We start from the raw sequence: 19,163 nt of genomic DNA on the forward strand, positions 1-19,163 counted from the left end.
ATTTTATTTATTTGAAGGTTTTTCGGTATACATCAATATAGAAACCAAACTAATCACAATAAAAAACAGATTTACAACAATATGCTGAAAATAAGACATTTCGTTAAAAATCCCTCCACATGAACATCCTTTATAGAATGAAAAATTATTTAAAACAATTAAATACATTGTGAAGGTCAACATTAATAATAGAGACATGTAAAAACCCGTAATGTATTTGTCACTAATAAGAAAAAAAATGGTTACAATTTCAATTACAGGTATAAAATACAACAAAAAATTAATTTGATATTCTTCTATTAAAGTTGATTTCATTAAAGTTTGCCTAAATATGTGTAAATCTATTAATTTATGAAAAGTCGTATAGGAAAATAAAAGAATTAGGCTTAATCGTAAAATTAGTAGAATTTTATTTTTCATTTATATTATAAATATTTAGGTTTTCTTCAAAAAGTACATATAGCTTATTATTGTTTATTAAAATAGATCTTGGTTTTGAATTATTATAATCACCTATTTTAATACTGTTAAGATATTTATCATTATTTACGTCATAGATGTCAATATAACATTGATTTCTGTTATTCCATTTGGTTGACTGGTCTGTTAGAATATAAAACAAATCATTTTTATCAAGAAATCCGCTTAGGTTTGGATTTAAATTATTAGGATCGACCATTAAATCTGATTTGTCTTTTGTATATCGAAATTTAAAAGCTGTTTTATTAAAAATTAAATCCAACTTCCTGTTGTAGTTAAAATCGCGATCAAAAATATAGACTCTATTTATTGCATAAGGAAGTAATATTGTATATTTCTCATTTTCATAATATACACCATCCAGAGCTATACCATTGTTTTTGTATTCAGAAAAATAATTGTCTTGTACTTTAACTTCTGATGTTACTTTTGTTTTAATATTATATTTTTCAAAATACATATTATAATTATCATCCCAACCAGAAACTAATAAATTTGAGCCTATTTTTGATATTCTCGAAAAGTTTTTATTATAAATCGTGGTGCTTTTTAATTTAGATTTTGGATCAAAACTTATTATTGATTTGCTAGCTTTATTGATATATGAAATATTCTCGTTCTCTATATAATAGTTATTTATAATTATACTTTCTAGTTCGGGATTTAAATCTACTTCTGGCTCAAACTTATAATTTTGCAAGTTTAATGAAAATAGTTTTCCTTGATTATTATCAGTCCAGCTTACAAAGCATAATTGGTTATTATTATACTTCATTAAGCTAAGTTTTTTATCTAATGGAATTGATTTTTCTAAATTGATAGAATGCTTAAATATTCTTTCTTGGTTTAATGATAATTTACTGTAATCTTTATTTAAAAGATAAAAAGCAAAAATAGATAGAATGGAAATTCCTAAGATTATTGAAATTTTAAAAATTTTAGATTTCATGTTTATTTGTTTTTTAATAAAAAAGGCTGTTTTCACAGCCTTTACAAGGTTTTATCCAAAATTTTGACTTGTGCTTGCACAACAAACTCGGTCACCGCCTCCGCAGCCTCCGCAATCTTTTGGTGCGCTAAAAACAGTTATAGTTTGCGCAAAACCAGCAAATGTTACAGCCATTACTGCAACGATCGAAAATAAAATTATTTTTTTCATAGTTTTATTTATCCTCTGTACATTATGTACTTAAGGCTGTAAGGATTTTTTTAGTTAATTTCCAGCCGCTACTATTGATTTTCTAATATTTTTGAGCTGACAAATTTAAATATGAATTTGTAAGAATTTTACGGTTTATCCGTATTTTGTAATATTTTATTTACATAAATATATTACACATAGAAGTAATTATACTGCTTGAATGAAATCTAAAACCTTATAGACTTGAAGTCTAACACTCATGTAAATACAGTACGTTGAGTAGCAGAATGCATCTGTTAGCGAAGAAAAATATAGCAATTATAAATTCTGAAACTTTATACAACTTTCAACTGACCAATAATCTCAACAATATGTTCTTCATCAGTTCCGCAGCAGCCGCCAAAAACATTTAAATGCGGGAAAGAATCTTTTAATATTTTATATTCTTTTCCAAATTCTTTGGGTACTCCCCTGTCTAGTTCTGTGGCTTCGTCTAATTCGGCATGGCTTTTACAGGATGCGTTTGCACGAATAGCTTTGATGCGTTTTACCCAGTTTTCATTTTTGCTTTCACTTAATTCGGTTAAAAAATGAGTTGGGTGCGCACAATTAATCATATAATATATTGGCGGAATATTGACACTTTGGTCTACTTTTTCAATGGCATCTTTTAAACTCATTCCTGTTGGAAGTTTGCCATTTGTTTCGACTGTAAAAGAAATAACTACAGGCAAATTAAAAGACGCCGCTGCTTTGACAATTCCAATGATTTCTTCGATATAATTCATCGTAAGAGCAGAAACAAAATCTATTGAAGTGTGGCTAAAAGCTTCTATTTGCGCTTTATGATATTGCTGTGCTTCTTCAATACTCATACAATTCTCCGGCACATAACCGTCGCCACGAGGGCCAATGCAGCCGCTTATTAAAATAGAATTTATATCGTTTTTAAATTCTGTTCTTAAATCTTCTAAAATGGTAACGGCTTTTTCATTCAGCGTAGCTAATTCATTTTTGTGATGACCTATCTTTTCAATCCAATCTGGATTGGTACGCCAGGTTGGGGTTTCTAAAATAAAGTTGGTTTGATATTTTTTTGCGATTTTTAAATATCGGGTGTAGTAATTTTTAAGAGCATTGTATCCTTCCTGATTTTTTAATAAATCAAAAGCGGCGAAATAAGGAAGATCAAATCCTTCCAGAAAAACCAATGTTGTTTCGAGTCCGCCGTCTGTTAAAAATATTTCATCCGTTTCATTTGGCAAGGTTTTTTTATTGTTTTCCATATCTTTAAATAATTACAAATATTTAATAATCAGATAAATAACAATATAAATATACAAAATTTGATATTCTGTAAAAAATTATTTTAGGTTAGAAAAGGCTTTCATTATATTTTCTTTTAATGGTAAAAAAACATTTCATTATTCTTTTATACTTTGAACTTTTTTAAGAAACATTTCATCGATTTCATCCAAAAATTCAAATGTATCCAGAGGAAAAAGCTGGTGAACAACTTCTAAAATTAAAGACAAATTAATCGTTGTTCTTATATCAGTTTCCGAAATTTTATGCACGTCATGATCCACGCCCAAAATACATAGTTTTAGCATTTCATTAATAACGCATCCAAGCTCATAGTAACTCGAAAACTTTACCTCAGCAACATAATGCTCATTTTCTTTATTCGCCGATTTTAGGGTTTTAAAATAGTAACGCATTAATTTTTTAAATTTCTCTTCATTTTCCATTTCATTTTTTTCCATAATATTTTATTTTTTAAATATGAGCAAATATACAAATTATAGCACATGTGCTATAATATTTTTCTTATTTATATCTTCTTTTTGATAAGTGGAAAAGAATGATATTAAACCTAGAAAATTAATCTTCGATAAAGAGGGTTTACAGTTGCTGGCTAAGCGACTAAAAGAAATACGGGCTGAAAAAGGTATATCACAAGAAGAACTAGCTTATCGTGCTGAAATGACATTATCACAAATTGCCAGGATTGAAACCGTAAAAACAAATCCTACTGTAAGTACTATATTTAAAATTGTTCGAGCGTTAGAAGTACCGCTTAGTGATTTATTTAATTTTGAGTTACCTCCATTTTCAAATGAATAAATTTCGAAAATGAGAAAAACTGAAGTACCTGAATCTGTCAAAATTGTCGGAAATAATATAAAAGAGATTATTAAAGAAAAAAAACTTAAAGTAAGACACGTTGCGCACGATTCTGATTTAGATATCGAAGCATTAAGGAGATATATATTAGGAAAACAAATTATGGGTATTGACAAGCTTATTCGTATCAGTAAAGCCCTGAATGTTGAAATAGCAGAGTTATTCCAAAAAATATAATTTTAAAAATCTTAGATTTTATCTAACTTTTAAAAAAACAAGAAAACCATTCGAATTGAATGGTTTTCTTGTTTTTATTAGATTGCTTTAAAGTATTTATGTCCAAGTTGGAAAGGTGTGATATCAAAATCTGTATATCCGTCTAAAGCAAGATCTGACATAATTTTGCCTAAAAAAGGAGTGAATTTTGCAGCCCATCCCGTGGCGTATAAAACAATATTTTTATGGTTGGGTACATAGCTTGGGGCAAAATCAATCAAGAGTTCTTTGTTTGCAATTTTACTCAAAGCGATAAGACATGTTGAGGTATATTCTGGCTCTGTGCCTAACCCGGTCATGTGATCTTTAACCCATTGCGCTGTATAATCGAGTTCCTGCTGATTCGGAATTAAAGTTCTGTCACTTGGTTCTTCTATAGGATTTATCACAAAATCTGGCGCTACGCGAATGTGTCTTGTCCTAAAATAGGTTTACACAAAAGTGTAAAAATATGGAAAGATATTCAAGGACATCACCTTCAAAATGGCAGTCTCAGTATAGCGAAGAATTTAAACGATTTGTCTGCAATGACTTTTTAACCGGAACTTTGACAAAAAGAGAAATTGAGAATAAATATAATATTGGACATTCAAGATTAACTTACTGGCTAAAAGAAATAGGTTTTGATTATTCAAAACCCAGTATTGTATCTTTACCCATGATGAAAGACTACACTAACAAATTATCTGATAAAGAAGAGGAAGAATCTGTATCACAGTTAAAAAAAGAACTGCAGGAAGCTCGAATTTTAACTGAAGCTTATCGCAGAATGATTGAAATTGCTGAGCAGGAATTCAAAATTAAAATTGTAAAAAAGTCCAATACCAAGTAATTCAGGAGATGAAACACAATTATCCCAGGATTGGTTTAGGCAAATTTTGTCAATTACTTGGCGCAACCAGACAGGCATATTATCAGCACTTTTGGTATCAGCAGCAGCTTGCTTTTGAAGATGAACTAATTGTTTTGGAGGTATTGAAAATTAGAAAGAATGATCGCCATATGGGAGGAAGAAAGTTATATGAGCTTTTACAGCCTTTCTTATTAGAGCATCAGATAAAAATGGGCAGAGATAGACTTTTTGATGTTTTATCTGCTAATTCTTTATTAGTAAGGCGCAAGAAAAAGCCAAATATCACCACTGATTCGTTGCATAGATTTAAGAAATACCCCAATCTTATCAAAGAATTTGTACCGATTTGCCCTAATCAATTATGGGTAAGTGATATAACATATTGGAGAATTAAAGATCGATTTATGTACATTAGTTTTGTCACTGATGCTTATTCTAGAAAAATTATCGGTTATCATTTGGCAGATAATTTGCAAACTTCAGAAACGATTCAAGCTTTACAAATGGCAATATCAAATATTTCAAAAGAATCTAAAGATGAATTACAACTGATACATCATTCAGATAGAGGGACGCAATATTGCAGTAATGAATATGTAAAGTTATTAGAAGCCAATAACATTGGAATTAGCATGACCGAAAATGGAGATCCTTTGGAAAATGCAATAGCAGAACGAATTAATGGTATCATAAAAGACGAATATTTAGATGATTATCAAGTTGATAATATACAAGAGGCAAAAGAATTATTAGAGGCAGTGATTAAATTATATAACAATGAAAGACCACATATGAGTATAGGAAATCTTACACCAAACCAAGTACATCAAAACAATATAAAAACAGAAAAATTATGGAAGAATTATTATATAAAAAGTCCTACTATTGTAAACGAATAGCAGGACTAAAATATAGTTGTAAATCTATTTTAGGATTAAGTGTAAATATGTAAACTTTTTTTAGGACGAGACATCTTTGCTTTCACGAGCAAGATGCTCGCGCCAGCAGATTTTTTTATTGATTTAGATTGCGGGTGGGATGTCAGGGACATTTGAGCAATTTTTCATAGAGAAATCTTAGGGGAGCGGAGTTTTTCTACAACAAACACCTTATGTTTAATTTTGTGTATATTTTCTATATAACGCGCCTTTTTATTATTTAGCATATCTAATGTTACGTGGTCATTAATAATTCCACTAATATAATTTGTCCCCAGTTTAGAAAATTTAATATTATAAAATGGAATAGTATTATTGTCAACTGCTCCAAAAGTATCCATCTCAACTTTATGTAATTCATTTACATCAAAATTTAAATTTTGAGTTTTAATCATATAAAATGTAATGTATCTACTATTTTTATCATCTTCAAAACTAGTGGTAATAGAATCCAAGATACCTTTATATTTAATCTTTCCACTATATAATTTATCAATATAAACAGTATCAGGAAAATCAAATTCAAATTGGACTATATCATTATTAAAGACATTTTTGTTGTTTAAACTTTCATTATTTACATTTTTGTTATTAGAGTTATCTTTACAGGAAGACATAGTTAACATTGATAAAAAAATGCTAATTACCAATACTATTATTACGTTTTGCTTGTTCATAAGCTTTCTTCTTTTCTTGTGCATCATTATTACGAACTTTATTAACATCTTCTTTTTTTACAACTGTATCTTTCTTAAATGTTTGGACTAAAGACGGATTAACCCCCATTCCTGGTACAGCTCTTGAATTTTCGGTTTCAATAGTAATCATGTCGCCTTCATTAGCGGTACTCATAGTTGATTTTGAATTATCCGAATTTCCATTTTCACTAGCAAATAGATTACTCCCATCAGGAGCAACTCCCGGTAATTCTGTTGGCGCCCCATATATATCTGTTAACCCTACAATAACACTCATATCAACTTTTTTGATATTGCCCGTTGTAACTGTCGTAGCCATTCCTCCTTCTTTACCTCCTTCAGTCGTAAAGGAAACTCCGTCAGAACCACTTCTATCAGCTTTGTCTGGTTTTGCTTTTGTAAAAGGATTACTAATATTTGGTGTAATTGCATCTAAAATATTATTTGCTTTTTCACCAATAACTTTTTTTGTATTCGAAATAATGTTATCTAATTTCTTTGCCACATAATTAGTGACCATAGACTTAGCTTTATTAATTAACCCTGTAATAGGATTATCAGGGTCAATAAAATAGACAGGATTATTCATTGCATAATTATATGGTGACCATCTTCGTCCTTTTTCCGCCAGCGGGTCAACATTCATCCAACGTCCTAAAGCAGGGTCATAATTACGCGTTCCATAATCATAAACATTAAGCTGTAACTCGTCTTGCAATTCTTTTCCGTTGTACTTATATCTTAAACCATCATTTGTAGAATTTCTAGCAATATTATATCCTTCTTGTTTTAATCCAAAAGGATAATAATTATTCTCTTCCTGAATAACAAGATTTTTGTCATAACTTAAACGGATATTTCCAAGATGATCCTTATATTGATATATATATTTAAAAGAACTTGCCGTTACAGCTTCCACATATCCTTCAGCAGTTGGGGGCGAGGGATGTTGTGGTTTGGGATTTTTAACCGTTTATAATTTCTAAGAATAAAAAATGCGCAAAGTCAGAGACGTTTGCGCGGGTTTTTATGAAAATTCTTCGGAGAGATAAATTTCTCTTTTATAGTTTATAACTAATACCATTCATAAGATTTATGAAATCAATTTTTTTTCTATTGTGTACATTAATTTTAAAATTAATACCTTTTAGCACTAATTGACTATTTTCATTACAGATAACAAATTTAACCATGTAATTCTTGTTTCCTTTAACTTTTTTAGGATTAATTGATGGGCTTATGATATAATCATGCTCATGAAGGTTAATACTTTCAAAATCATGGTCAAACATTATAAAAATAAAAGCATCTTTATCTATTGTTTTTCTAAATTCAATTAAATATTCGTTTATTTTTAAATTAATATTTGAGTTTGTTTCTTGAGAATAAACTGAAACTGAAATGAGAACAAACATTAAAATTATTATTATTTTTTGCATTTTTTATCTTTTTGGATTTACAAAATATTTTTGGGGTAGAATAGCTTGGACACCCGTCTTAGAATTGTAAATATAAACTTTTCCAGTTCCTCTTGAAAATTCATAATTTGTTGTTCCTGTAGATCTTGCGGGATTTACATCCAAACTAGGACCGGTTGAAGGCGCAGGACTAAAACTATACGTATAAGCAGTTCCGCTCATTTGTATCGTATTTGGGTTTGTATTCTCTCCTTCAACAATAGTTCCACTTTGATGGCTATGGAAAGTACTTCGAGTATTTTCATCAACTGTGTGAGTTATAGTCGCTCTACTATCAGTTTTAGGGTTCGCTACTGCACCAGCTGGTGATTCAGCTACAATTCCTGAATTTGATATTGTACCACCGTATTCTCTATTGTTTGCTGGCGTAGTTCCTCCCTTTCCATTATCTTGATTAACAATATCTACCATTTGTTGTCTAACTTGAGTACTACCTTCAATTTCAACACTATTTTTATAAGCAATATCATTTGATTGAAATGCAGATGTATTACCCGAATTATCTTTGATAAATTTTACGGTAGCATTGAGTTCTGATTTAGTTATTCCATTAGATGCAACACCAGAAGAAAATTCTGTTTCTGTAGTTTTAATGGCATACATTTTCCCATCATTGATTCCATCATCTCCAATTTTTTTACCGTCTTCATTTATAAAGTCACCAGGAGCCATCCCATCTGGATCAATAAAATAAACAGGGTTATTAAAAGCATAATTATATGGACTATGTCTTCTCATTTTCTCAGCTAAAGGGTCAATATTCATCCATCTGCCAAGTGCCGGATCATAATTTCTTGCTCCAAAATCGTATAGATTCAACAGATTCCCACCAATATTTTCGCCTTGAAGCTCCTTACCATTGTACTTATACTTTAATCCATCATTTGTAGAATTCTTAGCTATATTATATCCTTCTTGTGTTAACCCAAATGGATAATAATTATTCTCTTCTTGTATAACAAGATTTTTGTCATAACTCAAACGAATATTCCCAAGATGATCTTTATATTGATAAATATATTTATAAGAACTTGCTGTTACTGCCTCTACATAACCCTCAGTTGTTGGAAAAAACTTTAAGGCAGCTGTACAAGTTTGACAATCTGTTTTATATTGATAACCTCCCAAATAATCCGTTGTGGCAATACTTGCAGGTGAGGTAACAGTTACAATCTTCTGAACTTTCTGTCCTGCAGCATTATAAAGATAAACAATATTTCCTGTTGTGGCAAAAGTTATCTGAGCAGGAAGATTAAAATTATTATATGTTATTGCTGTTATGTTTTTATTATTGTCTTTTATCATGTTACCATTAGCATCATAACTATAATCATCAACGGTATTGGCAGCACTGTCTGTGAAACCATTTACTTTAGAGATTGCAGGTGCATTGTCAATCACTTTTGTAAGCTGGTTGGTTTGGTTTGCTGCACCATAACTGTACACTAAATTGTCAATTTGCGTAGCAGTAGTTTCATTATTACCATTACGTATTAAAGACAAAATGTTTCCGTTTTTATCGTATGTCAAACTTTCATTATAAGCACTATTTGTAATAGCAGCTCTTTGGAAAACAGCATCTTTTAATCGGTTTAAATTATCATATTTATAACCGTAAGAGCGAATAACTGGTGTGGTTTCTGAAGCGCTGGTCCAATACGTTTCTGCAATGTTTCCATTGTATAAAGTCTTTACACCAGTAATACCGCTGGCGATGGTATTATAATTTATTCTAAAAGCAAATTGATCTCTAGGATCAGTCCCATTTGTTAATGAATTTATATCATTAATATTTGTCATCCATCCACGAATATTATATGTATAATCTATTTTCTGCGTAGGTGCTGCTGTCGTATTTCCTACTTTTTTAGAAGTTAGTTGTCCTAACTCGTCATAAGTATTACTTGCCATAAGCTCTATCGTTCCGTTATTTATCTGATGTGTCTGTGTCAATAAACGATCTTGATTAGAATACGTAAAAGCATCTTTTGTTACAAGTTCTGTATCCGTACTTAACCTTTTATGCCTTGTAATGCTGTACTGCAGCTGTCCTGAGAACGGATCAAGTTTGCTATCAGTATAAGTATAACCACCTAAGAAATTTTGCGTGTAAGAGCGAATAGGCCTTGCTTTAGCATCATATAATGCATAAGCTAGCTCATTTCTGTAAGTTGTACTATTTTCTAAAATTCTTGTCCAGCTTCCTGTACTTAGTCCAACAGGTTTTTCTGTTGTTGATGTTTTTGTGCTGTAAAAGACATTTTGTGTTTCAACGGCAGCTGGAATTGTTGGTGCATTTGGGTAATTATAATCATCAAAATAACTTACAGTCAGCACATGATAACCTGCAGTTGGCCAGGCAGCCGTGGTATATCTAAATGATACTCCATTTATGGTTATATTTGTTGCTGTCGCAATTTTAGTTTCGCTGTTGACACTATATCCATTTTGAAGATCCTGTAATGTTTTTCTATCAGCACTAGTAATTGTAGCAGCAGATAGCCACGCCGTAATTACCGAACGATTTAAGGCATCGTATTTTGTTACAGTCCATCCAGAAGAAGTAATATCTGTAAATGGAGATAAACTTGGACCAGTAGCTATTGGTCTGTCTAATTTGTCGTAAACAATAAACTCCCATTGTTTACCAGGTAATTTTTTCTCCACAAGTCGATTACGAGAATCATACTTATACTGATAGCATAATCCATTTAAAGCATTTTGCAGGCTATTATCAATTTGGGCGCTAAAAGTACTTCCGGCAGCAGCATTAAAACCAGGCAATAATCTTATAGAATTTGAAGCTGTCAACGATAGAGTCGATCCTGAAGCTACTGTGGCCGTAGATGTAATATCACTTGGTATATTTAAGGCATTAATAAGATCAACTGCCTTAGGAGGTATTACATAAGTTAGATTGCCATACTGATCGTAAACATAATAGGTATCATGTTTTACTCCGGCATCATAAGTACGTTTTAAGATTACCTGTCCTTCTTTATTTTTAAACTCAACTGTTGATCCATTACTTTCTGAAGGTGAAGCTGTCGTATTCTCATCATAAGTTATAGTCTTAAAAAGCTGATTAACACTATAAAGGCCACTTTGATTTCCTTTACTTAATGCAATATCATATAAGCCTGAAGTTGAATTCCAGATTGCATTTACTGTATAGTTCTTTACAGCATCATTGGTTACATTGGTCTGATAAGCCATTTTTACCGTATGGTTATTCGCAAGCGCCCAATCTGCTCCTGGTGCTGCCTGCTGTAAAACACGGTTTAATGGGGAATCTTCTAATTGTTTTTCGCTAAAAGGGTTTGTATTTGCCACGCCATAATTAGTCTGGTATTGTGCAACTAAATTAGGAAACAAAGTAAAAGGATTAATATAATTGGCATTATTTTGTGTAGATGCATAAGGAAGATATTCTCTTACCTGCCTGCCAAAACCATCATACTCAATAGGTGTTACTATATCTTTTCCAGAGTTGGAAGCCTGGTAATCTAAACTTTGTATTGGCCTTCCCAAACCATCAAAATATGTAACTTTTTGTGCAGCCTGAACTATTGTAGGATTTGCTATACTAGTTGTAGTGGGCGTTTTATAAACAATATTTCTGATAGCATTTTGATTCTGCAGACTTGCTTCTAAAGTTGTACAATTGGCACTTGTACCCGGAATCGTTGGACAATTGTCTGTATTATCAAGAACATAATTCCCAGGTGGTTTGGTACATTGCTGGGCAATAAAATTTAAAGGATCGCCCAATCCGTCTAAATCATTGTCCAGATACCAAGTTTTTGCGGTATCACAAGCCAGATTTTTAGTAAAACTTAAATAACATCCGTTCCAGCTTGTTGGTGAATTTGTTAAATAAAAAACCAATGCATTGTTTTCAATTTTTGCAGCAAAATTTGCTAAAGGACTTCCTTGAGCCGATGAAAGTTGTCCTAACTCCATATTAGGCAATGCAGGAGAAATGGTTAATGTTGCAACAGTACCAATTTTTAAATAACCTGAACTAGCCCAAGTTGCATTAATAGAAATTGTTAAGACATCATTATTTACAGAAATTGTACCTCCACCAGTTCCTGACTGGCCATTGTTATTTAAACTTTGTACTGTAATGTTTTGTGTGTAATTAGGATAAATTCCAGCCTGAACCTGACCAAAAAACATCATTAAAAAGAAAACTAAGTAATAATTATAATTTTTCATCTTTCTCATATTAGTTTTTATACTGGTATTTGTTTTCTGACAATATATTATCATTTTTATCCTTAATGTTTATCAATCTTCCAAATGAATCATACGTGTATGTTATTTTATCATTTTTGGGGTCCGTGATAGTACTCACACCAATAAGCGGGATATAACTAAAAGTTGAAACCATAGCATTTGGTAAAAGCCCTCGCAGTGTATTAATTGAAGCTAACTGATCTTCATTATAGGTATCCAATACAGCTGTAGTTATGCCTAAAGCCGTGGCTACATTTGTGTAACTCGCATTTTCAATTTTAGCAATGGGCTGAGTTTGTTTGTATCCCCACAAAATGGTTACAGGAGTCCCGTTCTCTAATGTATATTGTTGTATATTAGCTTTAGAGTCATATTTATCATAAGTTACTTTCTTCTCAGGAGATGAATAAGTTGGGCTATTTGCTCCCTTGCCTGCAAAAATGTATTTCGGCAAAATCCAATTACCAGTTGTAACATCTTTTGCATATTGTGTATTTTGTCTCGACAGAAGTTCCGTATTTTTACGATTCTCAGTAACTAAGGGAATTCCTGTCATCTTTGCATTAGTCATTACATCCTCAATAGGGTCAAGTTGAGGGCGTTCTTTTGAATAGTAATATGTGGTAACAAGTTTATCACTATTAGTAGTGAACTGATCATCATTACTGGTCGTCTTAGTAGACGTTTTAATATTTAAGTCAGAATCATACGTATAAGTTTCATCTATTGATACTGCATTCCCATTAAAGAATGATCTGGTATTTGTTCCTACTAATTTAACAGTACTTGATATTAAGGGATATGACACAAATGTAAAATCTGTCATACCTGGATAAAGCCTATCATTACAAGAAGAACTCAACCCTCTTAATTGATTAATATTTACTATCCCAAAAGAATACTGATCTGGATATACACTTTGATAAGAATAATTTTTTTGGAATAAAAGAGTATTGTTTTTATCATAAGAGGCTTCGTATGATTGAAGTCCATTAAAATAATTCAAAACCGTTGGAAGATTTTTACCACTTATATTTTCATAATTGAAATATGTATATACCTTTTTTCCATTCGTTAAATCATTATTATCAACTTCAGTTTCTTCAATATTTTCATAAGCTACCAGACCTCCATCACTTGTAAATAAATTATCAGACGAAATTGAAATCTCATTACTTACTGTTGCAGTTATAATAAACTCGCCGCCTATTGCATCTGGTTTTCTAACTTCGCAAAATGTTTCCTGCGCTGATAAAGGTTGAAAGCGCGTTAAAATTCTTCCTACTGAATACTTTAAGTTTTTCTTATTTGTAATATTTCCTGTTGAAGAATAATTTTTAATAGTTTTAACTCTCAAACCTCCCGTTTTACTTACTTTAGTAACGCCAGTATCGTCGTAATAACGAAAATCTGATTTTAAACCTGCGATTCTATAAGTATCTGAAGCACCATACTGAAGCGTATTTATAATATCTACTGCATAAATGACAGTTGGATCGGGATCATAATCAATTCTAATAGATTCGTTCCATGTTTTTCCATGATTTGATTCAAATGCAACCCTTAGTTCATCTGTAACTTTCCATTGTTTGATAATTGTAGTAACCCCTTGCTTTGTCTTTGAAAAAACAATTCTGGAAGGATTATTCCCAGGATTAAAATTATCATAACTATATACAGGTGCATTAGGATTAGGAAAAGGTGTAAATCCATCATTAATGACATTATTGAAAGATATTGTAGCAGCATTTGCCAATTTAAACTCATGATGGTAAACATCTCCGCTTTTTCCTTGGCTGGTTAAAATTTTAGGTTTATAAGCTTTGGCTAATTCTACCATATCTGGAATAAATTGATTTGAAAAAGAATTAGGTTCGTATTCAAATTCCGAAAAACCTCCTGTTGGATAGCTTATTTTTTTCAGCATATATGTTCCTGCTTTTTCATTATCTGTATACCTATTAATCCCTTGATAATATCCATACTTAAAAGGAACTTGATAAGTAACTTGTTCACCATTTATATAGGTGGGCTGATAATACTGCATTTGATTTTCATAATCAAAATAAGCTAAATCAGGCAGTAAGGTTTTATTATCTATACCATTAAAATAACCCCAAAAATCTTTAGCAAATGAAATTTTCATAGGCATAGTTGAACTAAGATCATATTCAAGTTTATAAGTCGGCATAGTTCTGTCCTGATTCCCAAGATTATCATAACCAATTTCTTTTACCGTATCTAATTTTAATCTTTTTCCTAATCGAGTTTTATTAGTGTTATAAAAACTCAACGAACTACTAACACTAGGGTTTCCTAAAAACTCATCATATGGAAAATAACTATAACCCAATTCAAAAGTTTTTATCTTTTTATTGGTTAGTCCTCGGTACGAAATATCAATTGCTTTTAATCTTTTTGGTGTTGGCAGAGCTGTTGGCGCGGTAATAGGAACAATATCTTCTCGATCTTCTAATATAAAATCGATGACAGTAGTATTTGTCGTTATTTTTGATAATATTTTTATATCATTTTGAACAATTCTATTTCTTAAACCTTTAGCCTCTTGATTTTCTCCTGAACAGGTTTCAGTAATTATGTATCTTTCCTGAAAAGATAAATTTGCAGAGGACGCATTAGTATAAGTAAAATCAATTTTATTACCATTTACTAAGGTTATTGAGGACAACCAATATGTTCTCCCTACTCGATCAACCTGATCAGGTTCTGTATCGGTATTATACGCTTGTTCACTCACCCCAAATGTATATGTTATCCCATCTGATGTTTTCGCAGTCATTCCATTTGTCATATCAAAAACAATATCTTCTGTCTTATTTAACTGAATAACCTGTTTTGTTTCGAAATCTATGTAGAAACTTCCTGAATGACCACCGAAATTAAATTGATAAATATCAGGCTGCGCACCTCCTTGCTCGATAAGGTTTTTAACATCAAAAGGAAAAATCCCATTAGGCAGAGGATAAAGATTGTCAGGTTCAGGTGAAGCATAACATCTGTGTCTTAAATGTTTATAACTTCCTTGATAACCATAATTTAAAATAATATTTTTAACATGGGAATAGTTTTGAGGTACTACTGAATAAAACATATCCATATCATCTCTTTTTCCTCTCACTTCCTGAATAATACTGCCGGCCGGCGACAAATCCCATCCTAAACCTACCCAGGTAGCTTCATCAGAAACCTTAATACCTGAACTATGATATCTTAATTGAATTGGAATTTCTATTCCTGCTTCCTTAATGGTGTAAATTGGAATCGAAATATTTGCCGTCCCTGTATTATATCCAATGGGGATATCTCCGAATCTTCCTAAAAGTGCTGCCTCGGGAGAAGATGGTATATTAATTTTAGGAGAAAAAGTAGAAACATTTTGCGAATACAAAGTCGCACTTAAACCGAAAAACAAAAAAAACAACGTAAAAACATTGCTTTTTTGTTTAATAAAATAATTAATAACAGATTTCAATTTGTTTTGGTTGGTAAGAGTCATATAATTAGTTGAATTATTATAAACTTGAGCTAGGTGGATTTCAAACACAATATTAATGCATTTTTAAATGTTAATTTTTTATTTTTTTAACAAGACAAAACTTCTTTATTATTACTTTTTAAAAACGTTTGAAAATCAATTAATTACTATATTTCTGATTAGTTTTTGTAAGGGCAAAAAACATTTTAACAAGATTAATATAAATGAAAATCACATTTTTTATTTTGATTGCTAATCTATATAATTAGCCATGTAATTTTTACGGTATTTCCATATTGTTTTTTAGTTTTAGATCGAAAAAATTCTTGTTATAGATCTTAATATTTCAAAAACATTAATTTTATTTTCAGTATAAAACTTCAAGATCTTCAAAATAAATTTTGATACAATTTTTATTTAAAAATCTAATTCCAAATCAGTCAATACTTTACAAAAAATTAATACAAATTGTGAATATCTATTTCTTAAATCTCTGATTTATTTTCCTGTAAAATCTATCTTTGGCATCCTTAAAAATTAGAAAAAATGAGCGCAATTTGGTACGAATGCAAAGTAAAGTATAGAAAAACCGATGAAACTGGAGGCCAAAAAGTTTTAACAGAACCTTATTTGGTAGATGCAGTATCTTATACAGAAGCTGAAAAAAGAATTAATGAAGAAATGGCGGCTTATATTAGTGAAGAATTTAAAATCACCAATATTAAAGTAGCAAATTATGCTGAGATTCATCCGTTTGAAAATGCTGACCGCTGGTTTAAATCAAAAGTTTCTTTGATTGCTTATGATGAAGAAAGCGGAAAAGAAAGAAAATCAAATATGTATATGTTGGTTCAGGCAAATGATGTGAGAGAAGCTTTTGATAACACGATTCATGTTATGAAAAATACAATGGGAGAATATTCTATTCCTGCCATTTCAGAGTCGCCAATTATGGACGTTTTCCCTTATTTTAGCGGTGAAGAAGAAGAAACCGAAATGCTGGAAAGATTTAACGCTCTTAAAGCTTCAAAACCTGCAAAAGCAGATGAAGAAATAATAGATCACATGGAATTTGAAACTGTAGAGGAATAATTTTTTTAAACTTCAAAAAATTAAAATTCCAAATTCCAATATTGAAATTTTAACAAATTAGCTTCAGAGAAATCTGGAGCTTTTTTATTTTGGGGCAGTAAAACTTACATGTATTTTCAAATCAAAATAAATCCTATATTCGTTATACAAAACCACTTACAACCAAACCAAAAACTCCATGAATAAAAAAACACTTATTTTAATTGGGTTTATTATTTTAAAATTTGTCCTGCAATATGTTTTAATAAGTCCCGAATATGATTTGCAGCGCGATGAATATTTGCATCTTGATCAGGCGCATCATTTAGCTTGGGGATATTTGTCTGTTCCGCCCGTAACTTCGTGGTTTTCGTATATTATTTTACTGCTCGGAAATTCGGTTTTTTGGGTGAAGTTCTTCCCTGCTCTTTTTGGTGCTTTGACACTTTTAGTTGTCTGGAAAACTATTGAGTTTTTAAAAGGAAACTTGTACGCTTTGGTTTTAGGCGCACTTTGTATTTTATTTTCATCTTTACTAAGAATCAATATGTTATACCAGCCCAATTCATTTGATGTTTTGTGCTGGACATTATTTTATTATATTTTGATTCAATATGTTGCTACAGAAAAACAAAAATGGCTTTATATTGGAGCTGTTGTTTTTGCTTTCGGTTTTTTAAATAAATACAATATCTTATTTCTTTTAATTGGACTTTTACCGGCAATTATACTTTCTAAACAAAGAAAAATATTTGCAGAGAAAAAATTATACTTCGCCTTGATTTTAGGGTTATTATTGATTTTGCCGAATTTATTATGGCAGTACAATAATCATTTCCCCATTGTACATCACATGAAGGAACTTGCCGAAACACAATTGGTAAACGTAGACCGTGCCGATTTTGCCAAAGAGCAAATTTTGTTTTTCGTAGGCGCATTTTTTGTCATTCTTTCTTCTTTTTATGCCTTACTTTTTTACAAACCTTTTGAAAAATATAAGTTCTTTTTTGCATCGATAATTTTTACATTAATTGTCTTTTTATACTTCAAGGCAAAAGCTTATTATGCAATTGGCTTGTATCCTATTTACATCGCTTTTGGATCCGTTTTTCTTGCAGATGTTTTACAAAATGGCTGGAAACGTTTTTTAAAACCCGTATTTATTGCGCTTCCTTTACTATTTTTTATTCCGATGTATTACTTGGCTTTTCCCAATAAAAGCCCAGAAAAAATAGTTGCCGAAAAACTGGAAACGCATCGTTGGGAAGACGGAAAAGAGCACAATTTATCGCAGGATTTTGCCGATATGCTGGGCTGGAAAGAACTTGCCCGTAAAACAGACTCGGTTTATGCTTTGTTTCCAAAAACAGAAAACACCTTGGTTCTTTGTGATAATTATGGTCAGGCCGGAGCTATAAATTATTATACCAAAAAAGGAATTAAAGCGGTATCTTTTAATGCCGATTATGTAAACTGGTTTAACTTGAATCTTTATTATACAAATTTAATTAGGGTTAAGGAATTTGACAAAGACAGTAAGGAATTTGTAGAAACGAGTCCTTATTTTGATATCTCTTTAATTGGCGGCAAAATCACAAATAAATACGCCAGAGAATACCGAACCACAATTTTTATTTTTAAAAACGCGAAAATCAACATCAACAAAAGGCTTGAACAGGAAATCAAAGAAGAAAAAAATTATGTCAAATAAATGATCGATTTAAGCAATATTGAATATTTAAAAACCGGAAATCCAAAACAGGTTCGAGCTTACGAAATCTTAAAGCAAAATAAGGTCATGGAAGTTCTTTCTGAATTTGATCCAATTTTGGCTGGAACAATTCCCATTAATATTGACATTGAAAACAGCGATCTGGATATTATTTGTTATTGGGAAAACAAAACCGAATTTGTTTCTAGAGTTTCTTCCCTTTTCGAAAATAAAACGGATTTTAAAATTCAAGAAACAATTATTGACCAACATGAATCTGTAGTCGCTAATTTTAAAATAGATGATTTTGAAATTGAAATCTTCGGACAAAATATTCCAACCAAAAATCAAAATGCCTACAAGCATATGGTTATTGAAAATGAAATATTAGAATCAAAAGGCGAAAATTTTCGTTTAAAAATCATAAAACTCAAACAAAATGGTTACAAAACCGAGCCTGCTTTTGGCGAATTATTAGGTTTAAAAATCAATCCATATTTAGAATTATTAGAATATAAATTGTGATTCAAGTAATTACAAACCACAATTCACTAAATATCAATTACTTAAAATTAAAATTATTAAAATGAAAAATTTTCAATAATTTCTTTGCATAACAGTATTTAGTGCGTATCTTTGCACCCGAAACATC

At 31.0% G+C, this 19,163-nt stretch carries 18 protein-coding genes; 7 read left to right on the plus strand and 11 right to left on the minus strand.

Annotated features, from left to right (window positions below; all coding sequences use genetic code 11):
- Positions 1–3 precede the first annotated feature (3 nt).
- The 5 genes from B3C18_RS25995 to B3C18_RS04815 form a co-directional block, all read right to left on the minus strand.
- Positions 4–420 carry a MauE/DoxX family redox-associated membrane protein gene (locus tag B3C18_RS25995; RefSeq protein ID WP_349680557.1) on the minus strand — a complete coding sequence of 139 codons (417 nt, stop codon included), beginning with the start codon at positions 418–420 and terminating at the stop codon, positions 4–6.
- Positions 410–1,429, minus strand: a complete 1,020-nt coding sequence (locus tag B3C18_RS04800; protein ID WP_291143241.1) for a hypothetical protein — start codon at positions 1,427–1,429, stop codon at positions 410–412. Before B3C18_RS04800 ends, B3C18_RS25995 begins: the two co-directional genes overlap by 11 nt.
- 51 nt (positions 1,430–1,480) lie before the next feature.
- The gene (locus B3C18_RS04805) at positions 1,481–1,639 is read right to left on the minus strand and encodes a hypothetical protein (protein ID WP_291143244.1); all 159 of its coding nucleotides are present in this window, start codon (positions 1,637–1,639) and stop codon (positions 1,481–1,483) included.
- 317 nt (positions 1,640–1,956) lie between these two features.
- The gene (locus B3C18_RS04810) at positions 1,957–2,907 is read right to left on the minus strand and encodes a homocysteine S-methyltransferase family protein (protein WP_291143247.1); all 951 of its coding nucleotides are present in this window, start codon (positions 2,905–2,907) and stop codon (positions 1,957–1,959) included.
- A 138-nt stretch (positions 2,908–3,045) separates the two neighbouring features.
- Positions 3,046–3,387, minus strand: a complete 342-nt coding sequence (locus B3C18_RS04815) for a hypothetical protein (protein ID WP_291143250.1) — start codon at positions 3,385–3,387, stop codon at positions 3,046–3,048.
- Positions 3,388–3,475: 88 nt separating this feature from the next.
- Between B3C18_RS04815 and B3C18_RS04820 the strand changes: the two genes are divergently transcribed.
- A complete protein-coding gene (locus tag B3C18_RS04820) occupies positions 3,476–3,748 on the plus strand; it encodes a helix-turn-helix transcriptional regulator (RefSeq protein ID WP_180860383.1) in 273 nt (90 codons plus the stop codon).
- Between the two features lie 9 nt (positions 3,749–3,757).
- Entirely contained in the window at positions 3,758–3,985 is a 228-nt protein-coding gene (locus B3C18_RS04825; RefSeq protein WP_291143255.1) for a helix-turn-helix domain-containing protein, read from the plus strand.
- Positions 3,986–4,062: 77 nt separating this feature from the next.
- Here B3C18_RS04825 and B3C18_RS04830 read toward each other — a convergent pair whose 3' ends face one another.
- On the minus strand, positions 4,063–4,413 hold the full coding sequence (locus B3C18_RS04830; RefSeq protein ID WP_291143259.1) for a hypothetical protein: 351 nt from the start codon (positions 4,411–4,413) through the stop codon (positions 4,063–4,065).
- Between the two features lie 62 nt (positions 4,414–4,475).
- Between B3C18_RS04830 and B3C18_RS04835 the strand changes: the two genes are divergently transcribed.
- Positions 4,476–4,856, plus strand: coding sequence for a hypothetical protein (locus B3C18_RS04835; protein WP_291143261.1), 381 nt, complete (start codon positions 4,476–4,478; stop codon positions 4,854–4,856).
- Between the two features lie 8 nt (positions 4,857–4,864).
- Positions 4,865–5,776 (plus strand): IS3 family transposase, encoded by a 912-nt coding sequence (locus B3C18_RS04840; protein ID WP_291143264.1) that lies wholly within the window; start codon positions 4,865–4,867, stop codon positions 5,774–5,776.
- Positions 5,777–5,940: 164 nt separating this feature from the next.
- On the opposite strand, the gene B3C18_RS04845 is transcribed toward B3C18_RS04840, so the two are convergent.
- From B3C18_RS04845 to B3C18_RS04865, 5 genes are all read right to left on the minus strand, one after another.
- Positions 5,941–6,492, minus strand: a complete 552-nt coding sequence (locus B3C18_RS04845; RefSeq protein WP_291143267.1) for a hypothetical protein — start codon at positions 6,490–6,492, stop codon at positions 5,941–5,943.
- The gene (locus tag B3C18_RS04850; protein WP_291143269.1) at positions 6,455–7,432 is read right to left on the minus strand and encodes an RHS repeat domain-containing protein; all 978 of its coding nucleotides are present in this window, start codon (positions 7,430–7,432) and stop codon (positions 6,455–6,457) included. The genes B3C18_RS04845 and B3C18_RS04850 overlap by 38 nt, the downstream gene beginning before the upstream one ends.
- Before the next feature lie 142 nt (positions 7,433–7,574).
- On the minus strand, positions 7,575–7,952 hold the full coding sequence (locus B3C18_RS04855; RefSeq protein ID WP_291143272.1) for a hypothetical protein: 378 nt from the start codon (positions 7,950–7,952) through the stop codon (positions 7,575–7,577).
- A gap of 3 nt (positions 7,953–7,955) precedes the next feature.
- Positions 7,956–12,212 (minus strand): DUF6443 domain-containing protein, encoded by a 4,257-nt coding sequence (locus B3C18_RS04860; protein WP_291143275.1) that lies wholly within the window; start codon positions 12,210–12,212, stop codon positions 7,956–7,958.
- A 10-nt stretch (positions 12,213–12,222) separates the two neighbouring features.
- Positions 12,223–15,750 (minus strand): hypothetical protein, encoded by a 3,528-nt coding sequence (locus tag B3C18_RS04865; RefSeq protein ID WP_291143278.1) that lies wholly within the window; start codon positions 15,748–15,750, stop codon positions 12,223–12,225.
- Between the two features lie 525 nt (positions 15,751–16,275).
- On the opposite strand from B3C18_RS04865, the gene B3C18_RS04870 reads away from it, so the two are divergent.
- The 3 genes from B3C18_RS04870 (at position 16,276) to B3C18_RS04880 (ending at position 19,036) form a co-directional block, all read left to right on the plus strand.
- Positions 16,276–16,821, plus strand: a complete 546-nt coding sequence (locus tag B3C18_RS04870; RefSeq protein ID WP_053470608.1) for a DUF4494 domain-containing protein — start codon at positions 16,276–16,278, stop codon at positions 16,819–16,821.
- A 178-nt stretch (positions 16,822–16,999) separates the two neighbouring features.
- Entirely contained in the window at positions 17,000–18,511 is a 1,512-nt protein-coding gene (locus tag B3C18_RS04875; protein WP_291143283.1) for an ArnT family glycosyltransferase, read from the plus strand.
- Positions 18,512–19,036 (plus strand): DUF4269 domain-containing protein, encoded by a 525-nt coding sequence (locus tag B3C18_RS04880; RefSeq protein WP_291143286.1) that lies wholly within the window; start codon positions 18,512–18,514, stop codon positions 19,034–19,036.
- The last annotated feature ends 127 nt before the right edge of the window (positions 19,037–19,163 follow it).

Origin of the sequence: Flavobacterium sp. UBA7680 (genome assembly GCF_002482975.1) — a bacterium.
Lineage (GTDB): Bacteria > Bacteroidota > Bacteroidia > Flavobacteriales > Flavobacteriaceae > Flavobacterium.